Source organism: Actinobacillus pleuropneumoniae, from assembly GCF_003290385.1.
Lineage (GTDB): Bacteria > Pseudomonadota > Gammaproteobacteria > Enterobacterales > Pasteurellaceae > Actinobacillus > Actinobacillus lignieresii.
Genome location: NZ_CP030753.1, coordinates 1,772,243 through 1,795,952, shown reverse-complemented (window position 1 = coordinate 1,795,952; position 23,710 = coordinate 1,772,243). Strand labels below are relative to the sequence as shown.

General features: G+C 42.9%; 26 protein-coding genes and 4 tRNA genes. 17 read left to right on the top strand and 13 right to left on the bottom strand.

Annotation, left to right across the window (positions count from 1 at the left end; all coding sequences use genetic code 11):
* Nucleotides 1-15: 15 nt before the first annotated feature.
* Nucleotides 16-930 (bottom strand): N-acetylmuramic acid 6-phosphate etherase, encoded by a 915-nt coding sequence (gene murQ, locus DRF63_RS08395; protein ID WP_005598836.1) that lies wholly within the window; start codon nucleotides 928-930, stop codon nucleotides 16-18.
* 53 nt (nucleotides 931-983) lie between these two features.
* Nucleotides 984-2,093: an anhydro-N-acetylmuramic acid kinase gene (locus DRF63_RS08390; RefSeq protein ID WP_005598834.1), complete on the bottom strand. Its 1,110-nt coding sequence runs from the start codon at nucleotides 2,091-2,093 to the stop codon at nucleotides 984-986.
* Between the two features lie 94 nt (nucleotides 2,094-2,187).
* Here DRF63_RS08390 and DRF63_RS08385 point away from each other — a divergent pair, with 94 nt between their 5' ends.
* Both DRF63_RS08385 and DRF63_RS08380 read left to right on the top strand, forming a co-directional pair.
* Nucleotides 2,188-3,252, top strand: coding sequence for an MFS transporter (locus tag DRF63_RS08385; RefSeq protein ID WP_043991897.1), 1,065 nt, complete (start codon nucleotides 2,188-2,190; stop codon nucleotides 3,250-3,252).
* Nucleotides 3,253-3,254: 2 nt separating this feature from the next.
* Nucleotides 3,255-3,626, top strand: coding sequence for a fluoride efflux transporter FluC (locus tag DRF63_RS08380; RefSeq protein WP_005598830.1), 372 nt, complete (start codon nucleotides 3,255-3,257; stop codon nucleotides 3,624-3,626).
* A gap of 71 nt (nucleotides 3,627-3,697) precedes the next feature.
* Here the strand turns inward: DRF63_RS08380 and DRF63_RS08375 are convergent, their stop codons facing one another.
* The gene (locus DRF63_RS08375; protein ID WP_009875241.1) at nucleotides 3,698-5,020 is read right to left on the bottom strand and encodes an anaerobic C4-dicarboxylate transporter; all 1,323 of its coding nucleotides are present in this window, start codon (nucleotides 5,018-5,020) and stop codon (nucleotides 3,698-3,700) included.
* A gap of 180 nt (nucleotides 5,021-5,200) precedes the next feature.
* Between DRF63_RS08375 and dapF the strand changes: the two genes are divergently transcribed.
* Nucleotides 5,201-6,025: a diaminopimelate epimerase gene (gene dapF / locus DRF63_RS08370; protein WP_005598826.1), complete on the top strand. Its 825-nt coding sequence runs from the start codon at nucleotides 5,201-5,203 to the stop codon at nucleotides 6,023-6,025.
* Nucleotides 6,026-6,106: 81 nt separating this feature from the next.
* On the opposite strand, the gene epmA is transcribed toward dapF, so the two are convergent.
* Nucleotides 6,107-7,090, bottom strand: coding sequence for an elongation factor P--(R)-beta-lysine ligase (epmA, locus tag DRF63_RS08365; RefSeq protein WP_005598822.1), 984 nt, complete (start codon nucleotides 7,088-7,090; stop codon nucleotides 6,107-6,109).
* Nucleotides 7,091-7,432: 342 nt separating this feature from the next.
* Between epmA and frdA the strand changes: the two genes are divergently transcribed.
* The 9 genes from frdA to DRF63_RS08320 all read left to right on the top strand — a co-directional run bounded on the left by frdA (nucleotide 7,433) and on the right by DRF63_RS08320 (nucleotide 15,657).
* The gene (gene frdA / locus DRF63_RS08360) at nucleotides 7,433-9,232 is read left to right on the top strand and encodes a fumarate reductase (quinol) flavoprotein subunit (RefSeq protein WP_005598820.1); all 1,800 of its coding nucleotides are present in this window, start codon (nucleotides 7,433-7,435) and stop codon (nucleotides 9,230-9,232) included.
* A 12-nt stretch (nucleotides 9,233-9,244) separates the two neighbouring features.
* Entirely contained in the window at nucleotides 9,245-9,979 is a 735-nt protein-coding gene (locus tag DRF63_RS08355) for a succinate dehydrogenase/fumarate reductase iron-sulfur subunit (protein ID WP_005598817.1), read from the top strand.
* Nucleotides 9,980-9,987: 8 nt separating this feature from the next.
* The gene (frdC, locus tag DRF63_RS08350; RefSeq protein ID WP_005598814.1) at nucleotides 9,988-10,380 is read left to right on the top strand and encodes a fumarate reductase subunit FrdC; all 393 of its coding nucleotides are present in this window, start codon (nucleotides 9,988-9,990) and stop codon (nucleotides 10,378-10,380) included.
* A 12-nt stretch (nucleotides 10,381-10,392) separates the two neighbouring features.
* Nucleotides 10,393-10,737, top strand: a complete 345-nt coding sequence (frdD, locus tag DRF63_RS08345; RefSeq protein ID WP_005619584.1) for a fumarate reductase subunit FrdD — start codon at nucleotides 10,393-10,395, stop codon at nucleotides 10,735-10,737.
* Between the two features lie 177 nt (nucleotides 10,738-10,914).
* Nucleotides 10,915-11,028: an LPS translocon maturation chaperone LptM gene (gene lptM / locus DRF63_RS08340; protein ID WP_012263268.1), complete on the top strand. Its 114-nt coding sequence runs from the start codon at nucleotides 10,915-10,917 to the stop codon at nucleotides 11,026-11,028.
* A 122-nt stretch (nucleotides 11,029-11,150) separates the two neighbouring features.
* Nucleotides 11,151-12,401 (top strand): diaminopimelate decarboxylase, encoded by a 1,251-nt coding sequence (gene lysA / locus DRF63_RS08335; protein ID WP_005598808.1) that lies wholly within the window; start codon nucleotides 11,151-11,153, stop codon nucleotides 12,399-12,401.
* Nucleotides 12,402-12,466: 65 nt separating this feature from the next.
* The gene (locus tag DRF63_RS08330) at nucleotides 12,467-13,084 is read left to right on the top strand and encodes a glutathione S-transferase family protein (protein WP_005598806.1); all 618 of its coding nucleotides are present in this window, start codon (nucleotides 12,467-12,469) and stop codon (nucleotides 13,082-13,084) included.
* Nucleotides 13,085-13,240: 156 nt separating this feature from the next.
* On the top strand, nucleotides 13,241-15,058 hold the full coding sequence (hutW, locus tag DRF63_RS08325; RefSeq protein ID WP_017357825.1) for a heme anaerobic degradation radical SAM methyltransferase ChuW/HutW: 1,818 nt from the start codon (nucleotides 13,241-13,243) through the stop codon (nucleotides 15,056-15,058).
* Complete coding sequence (locus tag DRF63_RS08320) at nucleotides 15,058-15,657, top strand: NAD(P)-dependent oxidoreductase (RefSeq protein WP_005598802.1); 600 nt, start codon at nucleotides 15,058-15,060, stop codon at nucleotides 15,655-15,657. The genes hutW and DRF63_RS08320 overlap by 1 nt, the downstream gene beginning before the upstream one ends.
* Before the next feature lie 67 nt (nucleotides 15,658-15,724).
* Here DRF63_RS08320 and DRF63_RS08315 read toward each other — a convergent pair whose 3' ends face one another.
* The 9 genes from DRF63_RS08315 to coaA all read right to left on the bottom strand — a co-directional run bounded on the left by DRF63_RS08315 (nucleotide 15,725) and on the right by coaA (nucleotide 21,606).
* Complete coding sequence (locus DRF63_RS08315; protein WP_005598800.1) at nucleotides 15,725-15,973, bottom strand: FAD assembly factor SdhE; 249 nt, start codon at nucleotides 15,971-15,973, stop codon at nucleotides 15,725-15,727.
* Nucleotides 15,973-16,917 carry a 4-hydroxy-3-methylbut-2-enyl diphosphate reductase gene (gene ispH / locus DRF63_RS08310; RefSeq protein ID WP_005598799.1) on the bottom strand — a complete coding sequence of 315 codons (945 nt, stop codon included), beginning with the start codon at nucleotides 16,915-16,917 and terminating at the stop codon, nucleotides 15,973-15,975. Before ispH ends, DRF63_RS08315 begins: the two co-directional genes overlap by 1 nt.
* Nucleotides 16,918-17,400, bottom strand: a complete 483-nt coding sequence (gene lspA / locus DRF63_RS08305) for a signal peptidase II (protein WP_005598797.1) — start codon at nucleotides 17,398-17,400, stop codon at nucleotides 16,918-16,920.
* Between the two features lie 78 nt (nucleotides 17,401-17,478).
* A complete protein-coding gene (gene glnB, locus DRF63_RS08300) occupies nucleotides 17,479-17,817 on the bottom strand; it encodes a nitrogen regulatory protein P-II (RefSeq protein ID WP_005598795.1) in 339 nt (112 codons plus the stop codon).
* 119 nt (nucleotides 17,818-17,936) lie between these two features.
* Nucleotides 17,937-18,521 carry a molybdopterin adenylyltransferase gene (mog, locus tag DRF63_RS08295; protein WP_005598793.1) on the bottom strand — a complete coding sequence of 195 codons (585 nt, stop codon included), beginning with the start codon at nucleotides 18,519-18,521 and terminating at the stop codon, nucleotides 17,937-17,939.
* Between the two features lie 71 nt (nucleotides 18,522-18,592).
* Nucleotides 18,593-19,507, bottom strand: a complete 915-nt coding sequence (ccmI, locus tag DRF63_RS08290) for a c-type cytochrome biogenesis protein CcmI (protein ID WP_005598791.1) — start codon at nucleotides 19,505-19,507, stop codon at nucleotides 18,593-18,595.
* Nucleotides 19,507-19,998 carry a cytochrome c-type biogenesis protein gene (locus DRF63_RS08285; protein WP_005598789.1) on the bottom strand — a complete coding sequence of 164 codons (492 nt, stop codon included), beginning with the start codon at nucleotides 19,996-19,998 and terminating at the stop codon, nucleotides 19,507-19,509. The genes ccmI and DRF63_RS08285 overlap by 1 nt, the downstream gene beginning before the upstream one ends.
* Nucleotides 19,979-20,521, bottom strand: a complete 543-nt coding sequence (locus DRF63_RS08280; RefSeq protein ID WP_005598787.1) for a DsbE family thiol:disulfide interchange protein — start codon at nucleotides 20,519-20,521, stop codon at nucleotides 19,979-19,981. Before DRF63_RS08280 ends, DRF63_RS08285 begins: the two co-directional genes overlap by 20 nt.
* Before the next feature lie 134 nt (nucleotides 20,522-20,655).
* Nucleotides 20,656-21,606, bottom strand: a complete 951-nt coding sequence (coaA, locus tag DRF63_RS08275) for a type I pantothenate kinase (RefSeq protein ID WP_005598784.1) — start codon at nucleotides 21,604-21,606, stop codon at nucleotides 20,656-20,658.
* A 245-nt stretch (nucleotides 21,607-21,851) separates the two neighbouring features.
* Here coaA and DRF63_RS08270 point away from each other — a divergent pair.
* The 5 genes from DRF63_RS08270 to tuf all read left to right on the top strand — a co-directional run bounded on the left by DRF63_RS08270 (nucleotide 21,852) and on the right by tuf (nucleotide 23,544).
* A tRNA-Thr gene (locus DRF63_RS08270) sits at nucleotides 21,852-21,927 on the top strand.
* Nucleotides 21,928-21,963: 36 nt separating this feature from the next.
* Nucleotides 21,964-22,048, top strand: a tRNA-Tyr gene (locus DRF63_RS08265).
* 44 nt (nucleotides 22,049-22,092) lie between these two features.
* A tRNA-Gly gene (locus DRF63_RS08260) sits at nucleotides 22,093-22,167 on the top strand.
* A gap of 3 nt (nucleotides 22,168-22,170) precedes the next feature.
* Nucleotides 22,171-22,246, top strand: a tRNA-Thr gene (locus tag DRF63_RS08255).
* 113 nt (nucleotides 22,247-22,359) lie between these two features.
* Entirely contained in the window at nucleotides 22,360-23,544 is a 1,185-nt protein-coding gene (gene tuf / locus DRF63_RS08250) for an elongation factor Tu (RefSeq protein ID WP_009875214.1), read from the top strand.
* The last annotated feature ends 166 nt before the right edge of the window (nucleotides 23,545-23,710 follow it).

Below are 23,710 nucleotides of genomic sequence, written 5' to 3'. Positions count from 1 at the left end.
CCGCTTTTTTATGCCCTAGTTTACGAGAGCTTGACGTAGTTTTCCATGATGTTTGGAAAGTAACTGTTCGGCAGTGGTTTTATCCGAATCGCTTAATATCATCATAATCGCTAATTTGGCGTTGTTTTCGGCAATTTTTAGCGTATTCTCGGCAACCGTTCGATCACATTCGGTGGCTTCCATCACGATTTTTATCGCACGAGCTTTAAGTTTTTCGTTGCTCGCTTGTACATCAACCATTAAATTGGAATAACATTTGCCGATCATCACCATGGAAGCGGTGGTCAGCATATTCAACACCAGCTTTTGTGCCGTGCCGGATTTCATACGGCTTGAGCCAGTTAGTACTTCCGGCCCTACAACCGTATCAATTGCAATCTCTGCAATTTGTGCCATCGCCGAATTTGGGTTGCTGGCAATTGAAACGGTGGTTGCCCCTAAAGATTTAGCATATTCTAACGCACCGATGACATAAGGGGTACGTCCGCTTGCTGCAATGCCGACCAATACGTCTTTTTGTGAAAAATTGACCGCTTGTAAATCGGCTTTGCCTCGTTCCGTATTATCTTCCGCTCCTTCAATCGGGTGGCGTAACGCCCGTTCACCGCCGGCAATAATGCCGACCACTATCTCCGGCGGAACGCCATAAGTCGGTGGACATTCCGAAGCATCTAATACGCCTAAGCGCCCACTCGTACCGGCACCGATATAGACTAAACGTCCGCCGTTTTGGAACGCTTGCACGATTTTTTCGACCGCTTGAGCGATTCGCGCTAAACATTTTTCCACCGCAAGCGGGACTTGTTTATCCTCTTGATTGATCACTTTCACTAGCTCAAGTGCAGAGAGTTGATCGATATTCATTGAGTTAGGATTGCGTTGTTCGGTAATCATTTTTGACAACGCGGTTAATAAATTTTTTTCTGACATTTTTATCTCCAACCACCTTTTACTTTCGGTGTGTTATACAAGTGAGGAAGTGATTACTTAGGATAAATTACCCCTAAACTCACCGGCTCTTTTGCTCCGGTTACGCTTGGTAAGTTGTTCGTTAAATTATGCACTCGTTGATAAGCCAGCCAGGCAAAAGCAGCTGCTTCGACATAATCAATATCCAATCCGTACTCATCGGTGGTAGCCACCTGCCATTTTGGCAGTAATTCTGAAAATCTCTGCATTAACAATGGGTTGCGTGCGCCACCACCACAAGCAAGTAACAAGCATTGCTTTTCACTTTCTAAGGTTTTTAGTTCGTTTACTACACTTTGTACGGTAAATTCCGCCAATGTACGCTGTACGTCTTCAGGACGATAAGCGGTTAAATTTGCCGATTTTTTTGCAAGCCATTCGAGATTAAATAATTCTCGTCCGGTGCTTTTCGGGGCAGGTAATTTGAAAAAAGGCTCGTCAAGCAGACTGTCGAGCAATGCCGGAATCAGTGTTCCGGTTTTTGCCCATTCGGCATTTTTGTCATAGCGTTTAGCTTGGTGCAGCTCTATCCACGAATCCATCAGTGCATTACCGACACTGACATCGTAGCCGATTGTCGGCTGCTGTGGCGCAAGTACCGAAATATTGGAAATACCGCCGATGTTCAGCACTACGGTTAAGCGTTCCTGCGAGGCAAAAATCCCTTCGTGAAAAGCAGGCACTAATGGTGCGCCTTGTCCGCCGACCGCCATATCTTTGCGACGGAAATCCGCAATAGTAGTAATGCCGGTATGAGCGGCAACCAAATTCATATCGCCGATTTGCATAGTAAACGGGAAGTTGCCGTTTGGAGAATGCCATACAGTTTGTCCGTGACAACCGATAGCTTGAATATCACTTGCAGTGAGATGATGTTCGGCTAAAAAGCGCTTGATACTTTCGGCATACAGCAGGCCTAAACGGTGATCGATTTCACCTAACTTTTGTAAGGAAGTTTCTCTGCTTTTGAGTAAGTGCGATAAATCGGTGCGTAAATCTTCCGGCATTGGGGTAAAGCCGCAAGCGGTCAATTTTGGCGGATTTTTTGCAAAATCCATCACACATAAATCCACGCCGTCAAGGCTGGTGCCGGACATCACGCCGAGGTAGAGGTTTTTAGTCATAAAAGTGAGATAAAAGGAAAATTTGTTGAATTATATCGAATATCCGGCATAAAAGCGGTAAGATCTCGGCTGATTTTTACAAATTTATCGCTTTATGAACCTTCAAAAACTTTTATTGATTCGACGATTTTTCTCCACTCTTGCATTTTTCTCAATGCAAACCGTGTTTTTTATTTATTTACAGAAAAAAGGTTTAAGCAATAGCGAAATCGCTTTTTCGTTGTCCTTATTATTCTTTTGTAACCAAGCGTTAGCGATTTTAGCCGGTATTTGGGGCGATCGTTACGGTTTGGCAAAGATGATGTTGTTGGGCTGTCTGCTAGATGTTTTGGCTTATATTTTTTTCCTCTCAGCAGATAATTACGGACTATTATTGTTAGCCACCACTTGCTTCGGGTTGGGGAGTTGTTTGTTTGGTACCAATGCGAAGGCGTGTTTATTAGCATTGGCGGGCGATGAATATAGCGAGAAAACCCGTTTGCAGGGCAAGTATCTGAAAGTGACCAGTATGTCTTCAATGTTTGCGCCGTTATTGGTGATTCCGTTTATTAAATTTGAGCAAATTGAGTTATTAATTTGGGTTTGTTTTGCGATGGAGGCGGTGCTATTTGCGCTGATGGTCAAGCCGTTTTATCAGATTCAAACGTTACAAAGTTTGGTGAAATTCCGCTTCGGGCAAATTCGAAAAATTATTACCAAAGAATTTTTATTTGTGCATCTGATGCTGTTTATTCCGCTCTCACTTGCCACTTCGTTTTTTGTGATTTTTCCGTTTTTATTTGATAACAAATTAGCCGCACCGGAACATAGTCCGATTGCATTATTTGTGAACGGCTTGATGACGGTATCGCTACAAAGTTACTTCTCGCGCAAAATTAATCTCACTGCGAAGCAAACCTTGTGGGTCGCACCGCTGTTAGCGATTGGTATCATTGTGCCGTGGTTTATTACCTTGCATTATATTTCGCTGTTTAGTGCTTATGCCTATTTAGTGATTTTTACTGTGATTGAAGTGTATGCGCTGACGGCAATGGCGAATTTGTTAGTGAAATTTGATAACGGTGCCAATCGAGGCTTTATTTTCGGTGCATCACGTCTGTTGCTTTCGATTGCGACGGTAGTGGTGATGAATTTAATTCCTCATTTGTTTTTGGTGTAGCTATGACTATTCTTTGGATTTCTCTCGGTGCGGTGTTAGGCGCAATTTCTCGCTGGCAATTAGGCGTATGGTTTAACGGTTTTCTCAGCCAGTTTGCCTTTGGTACATTATTAGCCAATTTGCTCGGCTGCTTCTTAATTGGGATTGCCATCGGATTGCATTTGAATGACGGGCAGAAGTTGCTGTTTATTACCGGTTTTTTAGGCAGTTTTACCACTTTTTCGAGTTTTTCGTTAGAAGTAAGTGAAAAGTTATTGGCGGAGAAGTATTGGCAAGCATTGAGCGTAATCGGCTTGCATTTAATCGGCGGAATCTTATGTACGGTGATGGGAATCTTGTTAGTACGCCTTTTTACAAGCGGTCGGATTTCCTAAATTTTTTGCAAAAAAATGCCCTCGCAACTTAACGTTGGAGGGCATTTGTATTTTCTTAAATCATCAGCGAATTAAAGTAGAATATTGGCTAATAATAAACCGAAGGCAATACTAAACGCCATGCTTAATAAGCCCGGTAACATAAAGCTGTGGTTAAAGATATATTTACCGATTCGAGTGGTACCGGTCGTATCGAAGTCGATTGAAGCGATAATCGGACCATAGTTAGGAATAAAGAAATAACCGTTTACTGCTACGAATACCGCAATAAGTACTGTCGGATCGATTTGTAATGCGATAGCTAATGGGAAAAGTGTCGCTACGGTTGCCCCTTGGCTGTTTACTAATACGGATAGAATAAACAGTGCGAAAGCAAATGCCCATGGCGCAGTTTCTACTAAACCTGATACCATACCTTTCACTTCTGTCATATGACCTTGCATTAAGGTATCGCCTAACCATGCGATACCGAAGATGGCGATTACCGCACGCATACCGGCATGGAATACCGAACCTTTTGTAATCTCGTTACCGTCCGGTTTACAGAAGAAGATGATTAACGCACCGATTGTAAGCATAACGATTTCAATCGTATGCGCCATACCCATCGGTTTTCCGTCGAATACCGGGCGTAATGAAGGCACCGCACCCATTAATACGACTAACAATGCACCGAATAAGAATAAGCTAACGGAAAGTTTTGCCGTCGGTTTGATTACGATATCCGCAAGATTGGTATTTGTGTTATTTGCTTTTACATATTCCGGATCTTGTAATAATTTTTGGTAATGCGGATCGTCTTTTAATTCTTTACCCATTTTATTAACGAATACGCAGGCAAGCATTAAACCGAGTAATGTCGCAGGCATGGTGACCGAAAGTACGTTACCTAATGTAATGCCTTGCGGTTCTAAGAAGGCTACTACTGCAACCACCGCTGCGGCGATAGGGCTGGCAACGATAGCGAATTGTGAAGCGATTACCGCCATTGAAAGCGGACGTTCAGGACGAATGCCGTTGTGACGGCTTACTTCAGCGATAACCGGTAATACCGAGTATGCTACGTGACCGGTACCGGCTAACACGGTGAATGTCCAAGTAACGAGCGGAGCGATAAAAGTAATATATTTCGGATTACGACGTAAAATGTTAGTAGCGATTTTAATCATATAGTCTAAACCGCCGGCAGCTTGCATTGCCGCCGCTGCAGATACGACCGCCATAATCATAAACATTACGTCGATCGGCAGACCCGCCGGTTTTAAACCGAAGCCGAAAGAAAGAATTGCAAGACCTAAACCACCGAATACACCCAAACCGATACCACCCACCCGGGCACCGATTAAAATACATAGTAAAACTATGGCAAATTGCAAAAGAAACATTGCGGACATAATTTAATTACTCCATTGTAATTCATCAAAAAAGCCATCATACTTGAGGCAAAACCTTTTCAGAAATTAGAAACCTTCTCAAGCGGAACGAATGCTTTGAAAAGGAACTGTAATATAGCAATAAATAAAACTAATCTCTATAAGATTTCAGAATTAAATTTTTTTATGATAGGAAATAATATGCAATTTTCAAAAATGCACGGACTTGGCAATGATTTTATGGTGATTGACGGTGTTACTCAGAACGTCTATTTAACCGAAGAGGTGATTCGTAAACTCGCTGATCGTCATCGTGGCGTCGGCTTTGATCAGCTGTTATTGGTTGAGCCGCCTTATGATCCGGAGCTTGATTTCCATTATCGTATCTTTAATGCGGACGGTAGTGAAGTGGCGCAATGCGGTAACGGCGCACGCTGTTTTGCTCGCTTTGTTACGCTTAAAGGTTTAACCAATAAGCAAGATATTCACGTGAGTACCGCTAAAGGTAAAATGGTATTAACTTTAAAAGATGAAGAAAAAGTTCGCGTGAATATGGGCGAGCCGATTTGGGAGCCGGCACAGGTTCCGTTTACGGCAAATAAATTTGAAAAAAACTATATTTTAAGAACCGATTTGCAAACGGTGTTATGCGGCGTGGTTTCCATGGGTAATCCGCATTGCGTGTTGCAAGTTGAAGATATTAATCTTACACCGGTAAATGAACTCGGGCCTTTATTAGAGAATCACGAACGATTCCCCGAGCGCGCAAATATCGGTTTTATGCAAGTGGTGAATCGCAACCATATCAAATTACGCGTATTTGAGCGCGGTGCCGGTGAAACGCAGGCATGCGGTAGCGGTGCGTGCGGTGCGGTGGCGGTAGGCATTATGCAAGGCGTATTAGACAACAATGTACAGGTAGATTTGCCCGGCGGTTCGCTCCAAATTGAGTGGGAGGGTGTTGGGCATCCGTTATATATGACCGGCGATGCGACTCATATTTATGACGGGTTTATTAAACTTTAAGTTTTTAGCTAAAAGTAAGCGGTCAAATTTCTGCAAAATTTTGCAAGAATTTGACCGCTTGTTATTTATGGCTAATCGCCCCTAAGCGTTTTCCACACCGAATGCCATTACTTCATCGATTTTCTCGGCATTCATCGCAATCATCATTAAGCGATCTACACCTAACGCCACGCCGGAACAATTCGGAATGCCCGCTTTTAATGCGGCAAGAAAACGAGAGTCCAACTGTTGCGCCGGTAAGCCCATTTGCGCACGCTGTACGTTGTCTTGCTCAAAACGGCGCATTTGCTCTTTCGTATCACTAAGTTCATGAAAACCGTTTGCCAACTCTAAGCCTTGGTAATAAACCTCGAAGCGTTCCGCAACACGGTGATCTTCCGAGCTGATTTGCGCCAGTGCCGCTTGCGACGACGGGAAATGATAGACCGCAGTCGGGCGCTCTTTACCGATATTCGCTTCCACAATTTCACTGAACAGGAATTGCAACAAAGTATCTCGATTCTCGTCATCTTCACACGGGAAGCCGTGTTTACGGGCTTTTTCAACCAATTGCGCTCGAGTTGCCGAAAGCGGATCTAAACCGACGTAAGTTTGGAACACGAACTGATAGCTATAAGATTCCGCCGGTTCGCAATCCAAAATTTGCTGTAATAAGTCATCCACTTCATTGATTAAACGATACATATCAAAGTGCGGGCGATACCATTCCAGCATAGTAAATTCCGGATTATGACGTTTACCGGCTTCTTCATTACGAAATACGCGACATAATTGGAAAATTGCACCGCTACCCGCCGCCAATAAGCGTTTCATATGGTATTCGGGGCTAGTCATCAGATGCAATGTTTTCGCTTCGCTGGAAAATGGCGAGAGAAATTGGGTGCTGAAGGTAGAAAGATGCACGTCCGTTACGGAAAACTCGCTTAATGCCGGGGTTTCCACTTCTAATACGCCGCGATCTTTAAAAAACTGGCGAATTTCCGCCATAATTTTGCTGCGTTTGATCAGGTTCTGAATGGAAGCGGTCGGTTTCCACTCGATATTTTCCAAAGTTAATTCGTTCATAAAAATGCTTTTTAGACATAAAAAATTTATTTTAACGAGATTTGCTTTATTTTGCGAAAGCTAATTTTCGCTACAAGAAATTTCATATCGTTTTCCATAAAATTTTTGTTGCATAGTTTGTTAATTTTTAAGCAAATTTAACCGCTAAATGAGATATATTCTTATCTATAATTACGAGTAATTATCAATACGACGGTAAGCCGGTTTACCTTTTTTGAGGTAGATCACAAAACGAAATTTTTGTCCCCTTAAAAATACAAAATATGCTTATCTTGCATAAAAAATAGTGGCACAATAAAAGTGAGTTATATTGATTAATATCTATTATTTTTGGAGTGCATTATGCAAAGTGTTAATTTTGATGTCGCGATTATCGGTGCTGGCGGCGGCGGTTTACGTGCAGCTATCGCAGCAGCGGAAGCAAATCCAAATCTTAAAATTGCTTTAATTTCAAAAGTTTACCCGATGCGTAGCCATACCGTGGCGGCAGAAGGCGGTTCAGCGGCAGTCATTAAAGATACAGACTCTTTCGATAACCACTTTAACGATACCGTTGGCGGCGGCGACTGGTTATGCGAACAAGATATCGTAGAATATTTCGTGGAACATTCACCGATTGAAATGACCCAATTAGAACGTTGGGGTTGTCCTTGGTCACGTCGCGAAGACGGTGAAGTAAACGTGCGTCGTTTCGGCGGGATGAAAATCGAACGTACGTGGTTTGCGGCGGATAAAACCGGTTTCCACTTATTACACACCCTTTTCCAAACTTCTATCAAATATCCTAACATTGTCCGTTTTGACGAACATTTCGTGTTAGATATTCTGACCGACAACGGCGAAGCGCGAGGTTGTGTGGCGATGAATATGATGGAAGGCACGCTTGTTCAAATCAATGCGAATGCGGTGGTTATCGCAACGGGCGGCGGCTGCCGTACTTATCGTTTCAATACCAACGGCGGTATCGTAACCGGTGACGGTTTATCAATGGCGTATCGTCACGGCGTAGCATTACGTGATATGGAATTCGTGCAATATCACCCGACCGGTTTACCGAATACCGGTATCTTAATGACTGAAGGTTGTCGCGGTGAAGGCGGTATCTTAGTCAATAAAGACGGTTACCGTTACTTACAAGATTATGGTCTAGGCCCTGAAACGCCAATCGGCAAACCTGAAAACAAATATATGGAATTAGGTCCGCGTGACAAAGTTTCACAAGCATTCTGGCAAGAATGGAAAAAAGGTAACACCTTAAAAACCGCAAAAGGCGTAGATGTGGTGCATTTAGACTTACGTCACTTAGGAGAAAAACACTTAACCGAGCGTTTACCGTTTATCTGCGAATTAGCACGTGCTTATGAAGGTGTTGATCCGGTAACTTCGCCAATCCCAGTTCGTCCGGTTGTACACTACACCATGGGTGGTATTGAAGTGGATATGCACGCAGAAACTTCAATTAAAGGTTTATTTGCAGTCGGTGAATGTGCTTCTTCAGGCTTACACGGTGCAAACCGCTTAGGTTCTAACTCATTAGCGGAATTAGTGGTATTCGGTAAAGTTGCCGGTGAAAATGCCGCTCGTCGTGCTCAAGAAGCCGGTCCTCGTAATCAAGCGCAAATTGATGCGCAAGCACAAGATGTGGTGGCACGCTTACACGCTTTAGCTCGTCAAGAGGGTAATGAATCTTGGTCTGACATTCGTAACCAAATGGGTGATGCAATGGAAGAAGGTTGCGGTATCTATCGTACGCAAGAAAGTATGGAAGGTGCGGTAAACAAAATCCATGAGTTAAGAGAGCGTTACAAAAATATCAGCGTGAAAGATAAATCAAGCGTATTTAATACCGATTTACTCTACAAAATCGAATTAGGCTTCATTTTAGATGTGGCGCAATCAATCGCTTGCTCGGCTGTTGAACGTAAAGAATCTCGCGGTGCGCATCAACGTTTAGACTATACCGAACGTGACGATGTGAATTATTTAAAACACACTCAAGCGTTCTATAACGCGGACGGCACACCGACCATTAAATATTCGGATGTGAAAATTACTAAATCACAACCGGCGAAACGTGTATATGGTGCGGAAGCCGAAGCGCAAGAAAAAGCGAAAAAAGCCGCAGAACAGGCACAAAAATAGGAGAGCGATAATATGGCAAATTTAAGCAAAATGACCATCGAAGTGCTTCGCTACAACCCGGAAACAGATAGCGAACCACATTTAGATAAATATGAAGTGCCGTTCGACAGCCAAACTTCATTATTAGACGCACTCGGTTATATTAAAGACGAACTTGAGCCGGAACTCTCTTATCGTTGGTCTTGCCGTATGGCGATCTGCGGCTCGTGCGGTATGATGGTAAACGGTAAACCGAAATTAGCGTGTAAAACGTTCTTACGTGATTACAGCGGCTTTATGCGAATCGAACCGCTTGCCAACTTCCCGATTGAGCGTGACTTAGTGGTGGATTTAAGCCACTTTATCGATAGCATCGAAGCAATCAAACCTTATGTTATCGATAATAAAGCACCGGAAGGTCAGCGCACTAAACAAACACCGGCACAATTAGAGAAATATCGTCAATTCTCAATGTGTATTAACTGTGGCTTATGCTATGCGGCTTGTCCGCAATTTGGTTTAAACCCTGAGTTTATCGGCCCGGCGGCGATTACCCTTGCCCACCGTTATAACTTGGATAACCGTGACAACGGTCGTGAGCAACGTATGAAACTCTTAAGCTCGAAAAACGGGGTGTGGAGTTGTACTTTCGTCGGTTATTGCTCGGAAGTGTGTCCGAAACACGTCGGTCCGGCTTCCGCAATTAACCAAGGTAAATTGGAAAGTGCGAAAGATTACGTAATTTCAATGCTTAAACCAAAAGGCTAGGGGGCAATATGACAACAGCAACTAAACGTAAAGCGTATGTACGCGAAATGAAAGCGAATTGGTGGACAAAATCAAGCTTCTATAAAATGTACATGGTTCGTGAAGCGACCTGTTTAGCGACAGTATGGTTCTGCTTAGTATTGCTTCACGGAGTAATCAGTTTAGGCGGGGGAAGTTTAGACGGTTTTATCAGCTTCTTACAAAACCCTATCGTATTTATTTTAAACGTTATCAGTATTGCCGCATTACTTTACCATGCTGCAACATTGTATGTGATGACACCGCAAGTTTTAACTTTTATCGTTAAAAACGAGCGCGTAAATCCGAATATTTTAAAAAATGCACTTTGGGCGGTAACAGGTTTAGTAAGCCTTGTTGCATTAGTATGTACTTATATCTAGGGGAGAATGGCAATGAATAAACAAGATCCAAAACGTTCTAACGAACCGCCTGTATGGTTAATGTTTAGTGCGGGCGGTACAATCAGCGCAATTTGCTTCCCGGTATTACTTCTTATTTTAGGTGTGTTATTACCGCTCGGTTTAGTGCCGGTGGAGAATATTGTGGCGTTTGCTCACACTTGGTTCGGTAAATTAGTGATTTTAGCGGTAACTATTTTCCCAATGTGGGCGGGTATGCACCGTGTACATCACGGTTTACATGACCTCAAAATTCACTTTCCTGCGGGTGGCTGGGTATTCTACGGATTATCCGCTCTCTACTCAGTGATTGTGTTCTTTGCAGTAATCGCACTGTAATCAATATAACGTGAATAAAGCCATCCGTCCGGGTGGCTTTTTTTGTATCGTAAGCGGTTGAATTTTTGGCAAATTTTGCAAAGCGTTTTCTCCAAAACGGTAGAAACGGCTTTTTTACTTTTTCATTACTGCAATTTGTTTTAGAATCAACGGACGATTTACTCTCAAGGATTTATGATGAAAAAATTATTTTTAGCGGCGTTAATCGCATCGTTCGGGTTGGCTGCCTGCGGTGTAAAAGGTCCGCTTTATTTTCCCGAGCAGCAACCGGCTCAACAACAAACAAAATAATTGCTAACCACGGTAATTCAAAATCTACGTATAACAAGCGGTCGAATTTATTCGATTTTTTGTAAATGCGAGTGTAGTGAGTTTGCCGTGGTTTTATTTTTTCAAACACAACGGACAAATTAATGAATCATTTCAATTATAAAAACCAACAACTTTTTGCGGAAGACGTTTCCGTTTCAGATATCATCAATCAACACGGTACGCCCGCTTATATCTATTCTCGTGCTACGCTTGAGCGTCATTGGCACGCTTTTGATAAAGCATTCGGCGCACACCCGCACTTGATTTGCTTTGCGGTAAAATCCAATTCCAATATCGCGCTATTAAATGTAATGGCACGCCTCGGTTCGGGCTTTGATATTGTGTCGCAAGGCGAACTTGAACGTGTACTTGCCGCCGGCGGCGAGCCGAGCAAAGTGGTATTTTCCGGTGTGGCAAAATCACATAGCGAAATTCAGCGTGCATTGGAAGTCGGCATTCGTTGCTTTAATATCGAATCCATCGCCGAGTTACACCGCATTAATGAAGTCGCCGGTCAATTAGGTAAAATCGCACCGATTTCATTGCGTGTAAATCCGGATGTGGATGCGCACACTCACCCTTATATTTCCACCGGTTTAAAAGAAAATAAATTCGGGGTAAGCGTAACCCAAGCACGTGAAGTGTACCGTTTAGCCAAAACCTTACCGAACGTAAAAATTACCGGTATGGATTGCCATATCGGTTCGCAATTAACCGAATTACAACCGTTTTTAGATGCGACCGATCGCTTGATTGTATTAATGGAACAATTAAAAGAAGACGGTATCGAATTACATCACTTGGATTTAGGTGGTGGTTTAGGCGTACCGTATAACGGCGAAGAGCCGCCGCATCCGACCGAATATGCCAAAGCGTTACTCGAAAAATTAAAAGGCTATGCGGATCTTGAGATCATTTTAGAGCCGGGTCGAGCGATCACGGCGAATGCGGGGATTTTAGTCACTAAAGTGGAATACCTTAAAGCGAATGAAGATCGTAATTTTGCGATTGTCGATACCGGTATGAACGATATGATTCGTCCGGCGCTTTATGAAGCTTATATGCAGATTACCGAGGTGGATCAATCGCTTTCGCGTGAAAAAGCAGTCTATGACGTAGTCGGTCCGATTTGTGAAACTTCAGACTTTTTAGGTAAAGATAGAGAACTGGCGATTGAACAAGGTGACTTAATTGCAATGCGTTCGGCAGGTGCGTACGGAGCGGCGATGTCTTCAACCTATAATTCGCGTCCGCAAGCGGTCGAAATTATGGTGGACGGTGATCAGGCTTATTTAATTAAAGCACGTGCAAGTTTTGCGGACTTGTGGCGTCTAGAGAAATTACTACCGTAATTTTTAAATCATTTGCTTCCTTACGAGATGAGGCAAATAGAAATATTTTAAATTGGAGAAAAGATATGAAACTTTATTGTTTAAAAGGCGCTTGCTCATTCGTACCGCACGTGGCGTTAGAATGGACCGGTGCGGAATATCAAGCGGAACTAGTCAGCCGTGATTTTATTAAATCGGCGGAATTTTTAGCCTTGAATCCGCGCGGCGCAGTGCCGTTATTAGTGGACGGCGATTTAGCGCTTTCACAAAACCAAGCGATTTTGCACTATTTAGATGAGAAATATCCGGATGCAAAATTATTCGGTAGCAAAACTTTGCGTGATAAAGCGAAAGCGGCGCGTTGGTTAGCGTTTTTCAATAGTGATGTGCATAAATCGTTTGTACCGTTATTCCGTTTACCGAGCTATGCGGAAGGGAATGAAGAATTAACTCGAGTGATTCGCCAGCAAGCGGCAGAACAGGTTTTAAGCCAATTGGCGACTGCAAACGAGCATTTGGAAAGTCATATTTTCTTCGGTGAAAATATTTCGGTGGCGGATGTTTATCTTTATATTATGTTGAATTGGTGCCGTATGTTGGGCTTGGATTTCTCACATCTTGAGCAGCTTTCTCCGTTTATGCAACGCGTTGAAGCGAATGCCGGTGTGGATGCGATACGTGTTGCCGAGGGTTTAAAAGGCTAATCTTTCATCAGTAAACGAAAAAGCAGAGCGAATCGCTCTGCTTTTTTATAAGGATAATGCTTATTAACTTGACAAATATTGATAAGAATCAATATCATTTACAATTAGATTTTGTATAAATCCTTTCTTCGTTTTGAAAGAATTGAGAAAGTGATGATGATTACAACAACAAATTGGCAGGCAAGCCAAGCCGCTCCGAAAGCATTTCCCGAACGTCAGGCGTTAATGCCGATCTGGGGCGGTGAAGTCGTACCGCAACAAGAATGGCAGAGCGTATGGGGACAAGCCGCTATTCACGCCCTCAAACAAGACGGTTTAGCATATGTCCATATCCCTTTTTGTGCCGGTCACTGTATTTTCTGTGGTTTTTACCGTAATGCGTGGAAACAAGAATACAGTAAAATCTATACCGATAAATTAATTAAAGAATTGGCGTACGAAGCAAGTATCCGCCAAGGTAGCGGTAAAATCAAAGCGGTTTATTTTGGCGGCGGAACGCCAACCGCCTTGGATACCGAAGATTTAGTCCGCTTAATCAAAGCCTGCTATCAATATTTACCGTTAGCGGACGATTGCGAATTTACGATTGAAGGGCGTATCAGTCATTTTGATATTGAAAAGGCGCGTGCTTGCGTAGCCGCCGGTGCGAATCGTATTTCAATCGGTATTCAAACCTTTAACTCAAACATTCGTAAGCGTTTAGGGCGTAAACATAGCGGCGAAGAAGCTTACGCATATCTCAAAGCCTTGTGCGAATTGGATGCGGTTGTCGTTGCCGATTTAATTTTCGGCTTACCGAATCAAACGGATGAAGTTTGGGCGAACGATATTCAAGTGGCAAGCACTCTACCGTTATCCGGTTTAGATATTTATGCGTTTAATAATTATCCGTTTTTACCGATTAACAAGATGATCGAACACGGTTCTCTGCCTGCCGCTGCAAGTTTTGAAGTTCAAGCGCAGCATTATGCTTATGCGGTAGAACATTTACAAAACACCGGTTGGCAACAAGTGAGTAATAACCACTTTGCTTTCCCGAATCGCGGGGAACGTAACCGTTATAACACGTTAGTCAAATCCAATATGCCGTGTCTTGCCTTCGGCTCCGGCGCAGGTGGTAATTTCGGCGGTTATAGTTTCCAAGTACATTCCACACTACAAACTTATTTAGACACACCGGCAGATAAAAAAGCGCTGTCGTTTTTAAGTAAACACGGTGCGAATAAGCCGTTACTTGGTGTCGTGCAACACGATTTAGAACTGGGTTATCTGGATATTAAATTATTTAAACATAACCCGAAAGCAATGAAATTGCTGATGCAATGGCAGCAATTATCTTTATTAAACATTGATCAAGACGGTATCGCTCGCTTGAATATCAGCGGTCGATACTGGTCACCGACTTTGATCCGTAAATTAATGCTCACGCTACCCACAGAAGATAAAAAGGAGAACAGTATGGTTAAATTAAGTGAAGAACAATTAAGCGAATTACGTCAATCGCTTGCCGAAAATCCGGGGCAAATTTTAGAAATGGTTGCCGGTATGAAACAATGCAGCTTAGAAGAAGTGATTAGCTGCTTACCGGCGGAAATGGTCACCAAAACGGACGGCGCACGTTTTGTGGAAATTATGCAAGCGTTAGCAACGCTAGAAGATGCGGTGACCTTTATTGCACACACGCCGGATGCGGTGGTTGAGGTCACCGGCAAGCTACCAAGCGGTCAAATCGGCAGAGGTTTTTACAATTTCGATCACGCTCAGGAAGGCGGCGTACACGGTCACCTACGTTATGAAAACTGTGCGGCGATTTATTTACTTGAGCGTCCGTTTATGGGCAAACATACCGTATCGCTTAACTTTATTAACCATCAAGGCGGTGCAATGTTTAAAATCTTTGTCGGACGTGATGAAGATCGCAATTTACGCCAAAATCAAATCGACTTTATGCGTCAATTAATTAAGGGTGAGTAATGATTTTATTATTTGGAGCCAACGGCTTAGCCGGACGTGCATTACTGGAAGCGGCCGAACAACCGATCGTCTCTGTATTGCGCCGACCTTCGGACGATCCGTTTTTTGCAGATCGCCAAACGGCGGTTGCCGATGTAATGTCACCGGAAGCCTGTGAAGCGGTGATGCAGCAATATTCGCCAAAAGTGGTGATTAGCTATATCGGTGGCAAAAAAGACGGTGTACGTAGCGATGCTGCCGGCAATATCAATATTATTCGTGCTATGCTGAAATATGCGCCTACCGCTCGTTTTATTTTTATTACCAGTATGGGTTGCGGAGAGCAATGGGAATTTGTATCCGAACGAGGGAAACAAGTACTGGGAGAAGCGTTACGAGAAAAAACACAGGCGGAAAACTTACTGTGTGAAAGCGCACTAAATTGGACGATTCTCCGCCCGTGCGGACTGAATACGGACGAAGGCGAAACCTTTCGTTTAATTGAAAATGCGACGGAAATACCTAAGTGCTATATGAGCCGTAATGCATTGGCAAAAGCGGTGCTATGTGTACTCGAACGTCAAGATCTCAATCATAAAATTTTATCTGTGATGCAATAAGTGTAGAAAAGCAAGCGGTTGTTTTTAGCAAAATTTTTCCAAAAACAACCGCTTGTAAGAGGGTAAATTAACGCTCGATTTTAGAACGAATCAATTCGATTAAATCGGTCATTTCTTGTGTTGGTGCCGGGGCTTGATGCATAAACCAGCGGAATAATTCCGGATCGGTATATTTGAGCATTGCCACAAGGGTTTGCTGCTGTGCTTCGCTTAACTCATCAAAATATTCCTTGTAAAAAGGCATAATCATTTTGTCTAATTCGCGCATACCACGGCGACATTCCCACTCAATTCTAAAACGATTTAATTCAGCCATTATTTCACCTCATGAATACGTAGTTCTTTCGGCACTTCAAATACCATATTTTCTTCACAACCTTCTAAGTTGCTCACACCGGTTACACCTAAAGTTTTTAAGTGTTCAACCACCGATTGTACTAAAACTTCCGGTGCCGATGCACCGGCGGTAATGCCGATAGTTTCCACACCGTCCAACCAACTCGGATCAATATCTTGAGGACCGTCAATCAATTTAGACGGCACACCCATACGTGAAGCCAGTTCTGCCAAGCGGTTAGAATTTGACGAATTTTTGGAACCGACCACTAATACAAGCTGAGACTGTTTTGCCAATTCTCGTACCGCTTGTTGGCGGTTGGTTGTCGCATAACAAATATCGTTTTTGCGCGGGCCTTGAATTGCCGGATATTTCTCTTTTAACACTTCAATCACATCGCTGGTGTCGTCAATCGAAAGTGTGGTTTGCGTCATAAAAGTTAAATCGTCTTGGCTGCTGACTGGCAGTTTGGCAATATCTTCGACCGATTCCACCAAGAATATACCGGCGTTTTGGTTATCGTATTGCCCCATCGTGCCGATCACTTCCGGATGACCTTCATGTCCGATTAAAATCGCTTTAGTGCCTTTTTTGCTGGCACGAGCCACTTGCATATGTACTTTTGTTACTAACGGGCAAGTTGCGTCAAATACTTTTAAGCCGCGGCGTTTAGCTTCTTGGCGAACCTCTTGCGAGACACCGTGTGCCGAGAAAATCACAATCGCACCGTCCGGCACTTCGTCCAACTCTTCGACAAACACCGCACCTTTGGCTTTTAAACCGTCCACCACAAAGCGGTTATGTACCACTTCGTGACGTACATAAATCGGTGCGCCGTGAATTTCAAGGGCAAGTTCCACAATCGAAATCGCTCGATCAACGCCGGCACAGAAACCTCTTGGGTTTGCTAATAAAATATTCATTTAATCACTCTTTTTCTTTTTGTCGAGGAATGCTTCCAAGATGAGCAATCCCGCACCCACTACAATGGCAATATCCGCCACATTAAACACGGGATAATGATAGATATCCCAATAAAAATCAAAGAAATCAACCACATAACCGTTATAAGCTCGGTCAATCGCATTACCGATAGCACCGCCGATAATCAGGGCATATGCAGAATTTTCTAATTTTTTGACCGCTTGATTACGCCACAGCATCACGATTAAACCGAGTGAAATAACAATCGCCAGCCCTAAGAAGAAATATTTCTGCCAGCCGCCGTAGTCGGCTAAAAAGCTGAACGCCGCGCCGTAGTTGCGTACATAAGTTAAATTAAAAACGGGCAATACGTTTACGCTTTCATATAACTCAAAGCGTTGTACTACAAGGTATTTGGTCCATAGATCAATAATAATTGTCGCTAAACTTAGCCACAACCATTTGATTCCGGTTTGTTTCATAGTTTTCCTATTTGAATGTTAATCGTGTGTCTGGTTGTATGCCGCCTCTCTCTGAGAGGGTAACATCGCTAAAAACGGTTAAAGTGCGTCTTCGTTTTCTTCGCCGGTACGGATACGAATCACTCGTTCGACATCATAGATAAAGATTTTGCCGTCGCCGATTTTACCGGTCTGTGCGGTATCGATAATTGCTTCGATACAGGCGTCCACTTGGTCATCCGCTACTACGATTTCCAGTTTAATTTTCGGTAAAAAATCAATCGCATATTCCGCACCGCGATAAAGCTCGGTATGACCTTTTTGACGACCGAATCCTTTCGCTTCGGTGACGGTCATACCGGTAATGCCGGCGTCGGTTAATGCTTCACGCACATCATCCAGTTTGAACGGCTTAATAATCGCTTCGATTTTTTTCATAATAAGTTCCTATTTTTAATCACCGCAGATAACGCAGATTACTCGGAATGTAAAATTTTCAGTAAATTTGACCGCTTGTTTAGTTTTCCGAGTTATCAGGTGCTCCGTGGTTTTAAAGATTATCTTCTTGCTGATTTCGGACGGAAACTTTCGCAGATTTCAGAGCGAGTGTCGATATAAATATCACTTAATAGTTGTAAGCAATACGGCACAGCGCTGAAAATGCCTCGTACCAGCGTATTACCTTGTGCGTCTTTTACCCCTTCAAGAGTTTCTTTAATTGCTTTCGGCTGCCCCGGTAAATTTAAAATTAGCGAATCGTGACGAATAACACCGACTTGGCGAGAAAGAATCGCGGTCGGTACGAAGTGCAGGCTGACTTGGCGCATTTGCTCGCCGAAGCCCGGCATTTCACGATGTGCCACCGCAAGGGTCGCATCCGGCGTGACGTCTCGTTTTGCCGGTCCGGTACCGCCGGTGGTTAAGACTAAATGGCAGTGGTGCGTATCCACCAATTCAATTAATGTTTGCTCAATGATAGCTTGCTCGTCCGGAATTAAACGTGTTTCCACTTCAAACGGGGCGGTTAATACGGATTCCAACCACGCTTGTAATTCGGGAATACCTTGGTCTTGGTAAACGCCGCCGGAGGCACGGTCCGAAACGGAAACCAAACCGATTTTTAATGTCTCTTTACTTAACATTATTTATCCTTTTGCAATTTTAGGGCGGGTATAAACCCGCCCGAATCAGTTTTTAGTTCGCTAAAATGTTATTATTTTTTCTCTTCCGCTTTAGCCGGTTGTTTGCTTTCTTGCTCTTGCAACATCGACATTGCCATATTGATACTTTTTTCTACTGTAGCGCGGCGCGGTTCGCCTTCAGGAATCAGTTTTAGCATCATGCCCCAAGTCATTGCCGCCATTTTATAGTCTTGTTCTTCAAAAGAACTGAAAGCCAGTAAGCTGAGCGCATCTAAATTGGTATGATCTTCACGTAAAATTTCTTTTAGCACCGCTTTACCTCTGTCCTTATCCGCTTGATCTTGCGAGAACATCAGCACTTGAGCGTAGCTGCCTTTATATTGCAGATTTTTCGGGTCCAGTTTGCTGGCTTTTTCGTAGCTTTCCAGTGCTAATTGCCCGTCATCTTTCGCCATGCCGATTTGACCTAACATAAACCAGCCTTTGGCATCATTCGGTTTATTTTGTAATTCGACGCGTAATGCCATCGCAAATTGATTTAGCTCTTGTTCGGATAGCGGATTGGTGTCTTCATCTTTAATACGCTCATAAAAATATTCTAATTTCTTATGAGTCATATCAATCATATTACCGGCTTGCCACGAACCGACGCTAACATAAGCGGCGGTACCGATAGCGCCCACTGCTAACAATAGACCGACAAACAAAACTTTACCCGATTTAGTTTGTTGCGCTTGTTGCGTCTGTGCTTGCTCGGGAATATCGTCTAATAAACTTTGTTGAAGTTCCAATTTGGTTTTTTCAGGGTCGTCAATCACCCCTTCATTCGCTTCACGTTCGACTTCTTTTAAACGATCCAAATAGAAGGCTTTATTTAAACTGTCGCGTTTGGTCGAGTCGCTTTTGGCGGTCTTTTTTAATAACGGATAGAAAGCAATAAAGCAGATGACGATGGTAATCAGCGCAATAATGATCCAAAAATTCATTAGTCGTCCTTATTGTTAAGAATTTGATTTAAACGTGCTTGATCAATCTCTGCCTTTGCAGAATTTTGTTCGGATTTAACCGCTTGTTTCGCTTTGGATTTTCGTCCCCAAATTAAACCGAAGCCGAGCAATAACAACGCTACCGGTAATGCCCAAAGTAACACGGTTGCCGGTGTCAGCGGCGGATCATACGTCACGAAGTTACCGTAACGCTCAATCATATAATCCACCACTTCATTTTTACTTTTACCCTGTTTAAGCAGTTCCAAGGTTTTGAAGCGCATATCTGTCGCGATGGTAGCGTTAGAATCGGCGATATTATTATTCTGACATTGCGGACAACGCAGCTCTTGGATTAACGCATGATAATCCGATTCTTGTTGTGCCGAATCGAATTGATTAACCTCAATAGGTGCGGCGTTTACCACGGTTGTTGCAAATATAAAAAGAGAGAGAAATTTTTTCATACTGTTACTGTTTAAGTTTTTCATAAATCGGTTTTAATACTTGATTCCATACTTGATCGTTTACATCGCCGGCGTGGCGGTAATGAATGACGCCGTTGCCGTCAATGATAAAGGTTTCGGGCGCACCGTAAACACCGAGATCTAAACCTAAAGAGCCTTTAGGATCGTAAATATTCGCTTTGTACGGATTGCCGTAACTGGCGAGGAATCTCATCGCTTTTGAGCGTTCGTCTTTATAATCCACACCGACAATTTCCACGCCTTGTTTCGCCAGTAGCGTTAAATATTCATGTTCGGCATAGCAAGTCGGACACCATGTCGCCCAAACGGTTAATAAACGAGGCGTACCTGTTTTTAACACGTTTTGATCCAGCATTTGTTTTTCGTCTAACAAGGATTCCAAGCGAAAATCCGGAATCGTTTTGCCGACTAAAGCGGATTCCAATTTTTTAGGATCATCCCCTTGCGCATTACGTGAAAGTTGCACCATAAAAGTGACGGTGAGCCCTAAGAAGATAATTAGAGGAAGTAAAAGTTTTTTGTTCATAATCAGCGGTCTTTTTTAAATGAAATTTTACAAAAACAGGCGGTTAGCTTAACAAAAATTTAGCTATTGATCGCCTATTAATTGTCGGTATTTTAGATTAATTATGCGATACGTTGCTATCATCATATTTTTCGTTATTTACGAAGCTTCACCGTCTGAATCGCATGGTCCTCGCCTTTTATTAATATTAAGTTTGCGCGTTCGCGGCTCGGCAGAATATTTTGTTTTAAATTCAAACCGTTAATTTCATCCCAAATGCTCGAAGCGGTTCGAATGGCTTCCTGTTCCGAAAGTTTGGAATAATGATGGAAATAAGCGTTCGGATCGGAAAACGCACTGCGGCGGAATTTTAAAAAACGAGCGACATACCATTCTTTAAGCAAATCTTCATCGGCATCGACATAAATAGAAAAATCGACAAAATCCGAAACGAATACGTTATGCGGACTTGACGGGTAATTCATACCGCTTTGTAGTACGTTTAAACCTTCTAAAATCACAATATCCGGCTGATCAACCACATTATATTGATCGGGAATAATGTCATAAGTTAAGTGTGAGTAAATCGGCGCTTGGATATGACGTTTACCCGATTTAATATCGGAGACGAACTGAATTAAGCGATGAATATCGTATGATTCGGGAAAGCCTTTGCGTTTAAGCAAATCTTTTTCTTGTAATGTTGTCAGCGGATATAAAAAACCGTCCGTCGTAATCAAATCGACTTTTCGTTCGCTCGGCCATTGCGACAGTAAGGCCTGTAAAATACGTGCCGAAGTGCTTTTGCCGACCGATACGCTGCCGGCGATACTGATAATATAAGGTACTTTCGGTGACGCAACGTCAAGAAAGCGGTGTAATACGGTCTGACGTTTTAAGTTTTCTTCAATATAGTAGTTAATTAAACGGGCAAGCGGTAAATAAATAGTGCTTACTTCATCTAAAGAAAGGTCTTCATTAAAACCGAGTAGCGGTTTGAGATCTTGTTCGGTCAATTTTAGCGGGACGGATTTACGTAATTCGGCCCATTTTTGACGATCAAAAGTTAAAAAAGGTGTGATTTTGTTTGATTTTTGCAGGCTCATAGCCAAATTCTCTAGTTTTCCGATGCAATAGTATGCTTTTCTTAGAAAAGCTGGGGTACAAATATACAATATAAATCTAAAAATAGGACGTTTTATCTTAAGAAAAACAGGTAAAATATCTAAAAAACAATCATTTTGTTTACTAAGCAATCGAAAAAACAGATTTTTTAATTTTTTTGAAAAAAATGCTTGCGCGCTTTTAAAATTTCCCTATAATGCACCTCACTTGCTTACGACAATGCAACGCCGACTTAGCTCAGTAGGTAGAGCAACTGACTTGTAATCAGTAGGTCACCAGTTCGATTCCGGTAGTCGGCACCATTATCGCATGTTGTAAATAAGTATTCAATTAATCGTGGAGGGATTCCCGAGCGGCCAAAGGGGGCAGACTGTAAATCTGTTGGCTCAGCCTTCGAAGGTTCGAATCCTTCTCCCTCCACCATTCCTTATAATTGAATCGCACATCGGACAGACGAATTTAGAACAGCGGGCATCGTATAATGGCTATTACCTTAGCCTTCCAAGCTAATGATGCGGGTTCGATTCCCGCTGCCCGCTCCAAGCGCTGATATAGCTCAGTTGGTAGAGCGCACCCTTGGTAAGGGTGAGGTCGGCGGTTCAAATCCGCCTATCAGCACCAGCATTTCTTCTATTTTCATCTTTTCAATGTCTTGAATTTATTAACAATTTCTACATTTGGTTAATGTGGTTATGTACCATTTGTAACCGTGTTTGTTTAAGAGGCTTTTTAAAATGTCTAAAGAAAAATTTGAACGTACAAAACCGCACGTTAACGTGGGTACAATCGGCCACGTTGACCATGGTAAAACAACTTTAACAGCAGCAATCACTACCGTATTATCAAAACACTTCGGTGGTGCGGCTCGTGCATTCGACCAAATCGATAATGCGCCGGAAGAGAAAGCGCGTGGTATCACCATCAACACATCACACGTTGAGTACGATACGGAAACACGTCACTACGCACACGTAGACTGCCCGGGACACGCGGACTATGTTAAAAACATGATTACCGGTGCTGCGCAAATGGACGGTGCAATCTTAGTAGTAGCAGCGACAGACGGTCCGATGCCACAAACTCGTGAGCACATCTTATTAGGTCGCCAAGTAGGCGTACCATACATCATCGTATTCTTAAACAAATGCGACATGGTAGATGACGAAGAGTTATTAGAATTAGTAGAAATGGAAGTACGTGAACTTCTTTCTCAATATGACTTCCCAGGTGACGATACACCAATCGTACGTGGTTCAGCGTTACAAGCGTTAAACGGCGTACCGGAGTGGGAAGAAAAAATTCTTGAGTTAGCACACCACTTAGATACATACATTCCAGAGCCGGAGCGTGCAATTGATAAACCGTTCTTATTACCAATCGAAGACGTATTCTCAATTTCTGGTCGTGGTACGGTAGTAACAGGCCGTGTTGAACGTGGTATCATCAAATCAGGTGAAGAAGTTGAAATCGTAGGTATCAAAGAAACTACGAAAACAACCGTAACCGGTGTTGAGATGTTCCGTAAATTATTAGACGAAGGTCGTGCGGGGGAAAACGTTGGTGCATTATTACGTGGTACAAAACGTGAAGAAATCGAACGTGGTCAAGTATTAGCGAAACCGGGTACAATCACTCCGCACACAGACTTCGAATCAGAAGTTTACGTATTATCAAAAGAAGAAGGTGGTCGTCATACTCCATTCTTCAAAGGTTACCGTCCACAGTTCTACTTCCGTACAACGGACGTAACAGGTACAATCGAGTTACCGGAAGGTGTTGAGATGGTAATGCCGGGCGACAACATCAAAATGACTGTGAGCTTAATTCACCCAATCGCGATGGACGAAGGTTTACGTTTTGCGATTCGTGAAGGTGGTCGTACAGTAGGTGCGGGCGTGGTAGCGAAAATCATCAAATAATTAGGTATTAGACTTAATATTTGAAGCGAAATGCTAAAAGAGAAGGCGTGTTGAAAGACACGCTTTTTTGTTTTTGATTTTTGATGATTAGGGAAAGATACGAACGATTTTCCCATACTCACTAAAATAAACGAATAAAAAATGCCGCTTATTTCACAACAAGCGG

Bases quoted from the DNA above. Each gene is read 5' to 3' on its own strand.
- DRF63_RS08285 (WP_005598789.1), bottom strand. From the start codon at position 19,998: ATGAAAAACTTAAACAGTAACAGTATGAAAAAATTTCTCTCTCTTTTT.
- mog (WP_005598793.1), bottom strand. From the start codon at position 18,521: ATGTTAAGTAAAGAGACATTAAAAATCGGTTTGGTTTCCGTTTCGGAC.
- DRF63_RS08280 (WP_005598787.1), bottom strand. From the start codon at position 20,521: ATGAACAAAAAACTTTTACTTCCTCTAATTATCTTCTTAGGGCTCACC.
- DRF63_RS08315 (WP_005598800.1), bottom strand. From the start codon at position 15,973: ATGGCTGAATTAAATCGTTTTAGAATTGAGTGGGAATGTCGCCGTGGT.
- frdA (WP_005598820.1), top strand. From the start codon at position 7,433: ATGCAAAGTGTTAATTTTGATGTCGCGATTATCGGTGCTGGCGGCGGC.
- ispH (WP_005598799.1), bottom strand. From the start codon at position 16,917: ATGAATATTTTATTAGCAAACCCAAGAGGTTTCTGTGCCGGCGTTGAT.
- tuf (WP_009875214.1), top strand. From the start codon at position 22,360: ATGTCTAAAGAAAAATTTGAACGTACAAAACCGCACGTTAACGTGGGT.
- DRF63_RS08375 (WP_009875241.1), bottom strand. From the start codon at position 5,020: ATGTCCGCAATGTTTCTTTTGCAATTTGCCATAGTTTTACTATGTATT.
- DRF63_RS08355 (WP_005598817.1), top strand. From the start codon at position 9,245: ATGGCAAATTTAAGCAAAATGACCATCGAAGTGCTTCGCTACAACCCG.
- lptM (WP_012263268.1), top strand. From the start codon at position 10,915: ATGAAAAAATTATTTTTAGCGGCGTTAATCGCATCGTTCGGGTTGGCT.
- glnB (WP_005598795.1), bottom strand. From the start codon at position 17,817: ATGAAAAAAATCGAAGCGATTATTAAGCCGTTCAAACTGGATGATGTG.
- DRF63_RS08320 (WP_005598802.1), top strand. From the start codon at position 15,058: ATGATTTTATTATTTGGAGCCAACGGCTTAGCCGGACGTGCATTACTG.
- DRF63_RS08330 (WP_005598806.1), top strand. From the start codon at position 12,467: ATGAAACTTTATTGTTTAAAAGGCGCTTGCTCATTCGTACCGCACGTG.
- lysA (WP_005598808.1), top strand. From the start codon at position 11,151: ATGAATCATTTCAATTATAAAAACCAACAACTTTTTGCGGAAGACGTT.
- DRF63_RS08380 (WP_005598830.1), top strand. From the start codon at position 3,255: ATGACTATTCTTTGGATTTCTCTCGGTGCGGTGTTAGGCGCAATTTCT.
- lspA (WP_005598797.1), bottom strand. From the start codon at position 17,400: ATGAAACAAACCGGAATCAAATGGTTGTGGCTAAGTTTAGCGACAATT.
- frdC (WP_005598814.1), top strand. From the start codon at position 9,988: ATGACAACAGCAACTAAACGTAAAGCGTATGTACGCGAAATGAAAGCG.
- coaA (WP_005598784.1), bottom strand. From the start codon at position 21,606: ATGAGCCTGCAAAAATCAAACAAAATCACACCTTTTTTAACTTTTGAT.
- epmA (WP_005598822.1), bottom strand. From the start codon at position 7,090: ATGAACGAATTAACTTTGGAAAATATCGAGTGGAAACCGACCGCTTCC.
- ccmI (WP_005598791.1), bottom strand. From the start codon at position 19,507: ATGAATTTTTGGATCATTATTGCGCTGATTACCATCGTCATCTGCTTT.
- DRF63_RS08390 (WP_005598834.1), bottom strand. From the start codon at position 2,093: ATGACTAAAAACCTCTACCTCGGCGTGATGTCCGGCACCAGCCTTGAC.
- murQ (WP_005598836.1), bottom strand. From the start codon at position 930: ATGTCAGAAAAAAATTTATTAACCGCGTTGTCAAAAATGATTACCGAA.
- hutW (WP_017357825.1), top strand. From the start codon at position 13,241: ATGATTACAACAACAAATTGGCAGGCAAGCCAAGCCGCTCCGAAAGCA.
- dapF (WP_005598826.1), top strand. From the start codon at position 5,201: ATGCAATTTTCAAAAATGCACGGACTTGGCAATGATTTTATGGTGATT.
- DRF63_RS08385 (WP_043991897.1), top strand. From the start codon at position 2,188: ATGAACCTTCAAAAACTTTTATTGATTCGACGATTTTTCTCCACTCTT.
- frdD (WP_005619584.1), top strand. From the start codon at position 10,393: ATGAATAAACAAGATCCAAAACGTTCTAACGAACCGCCTGTATGGTTA.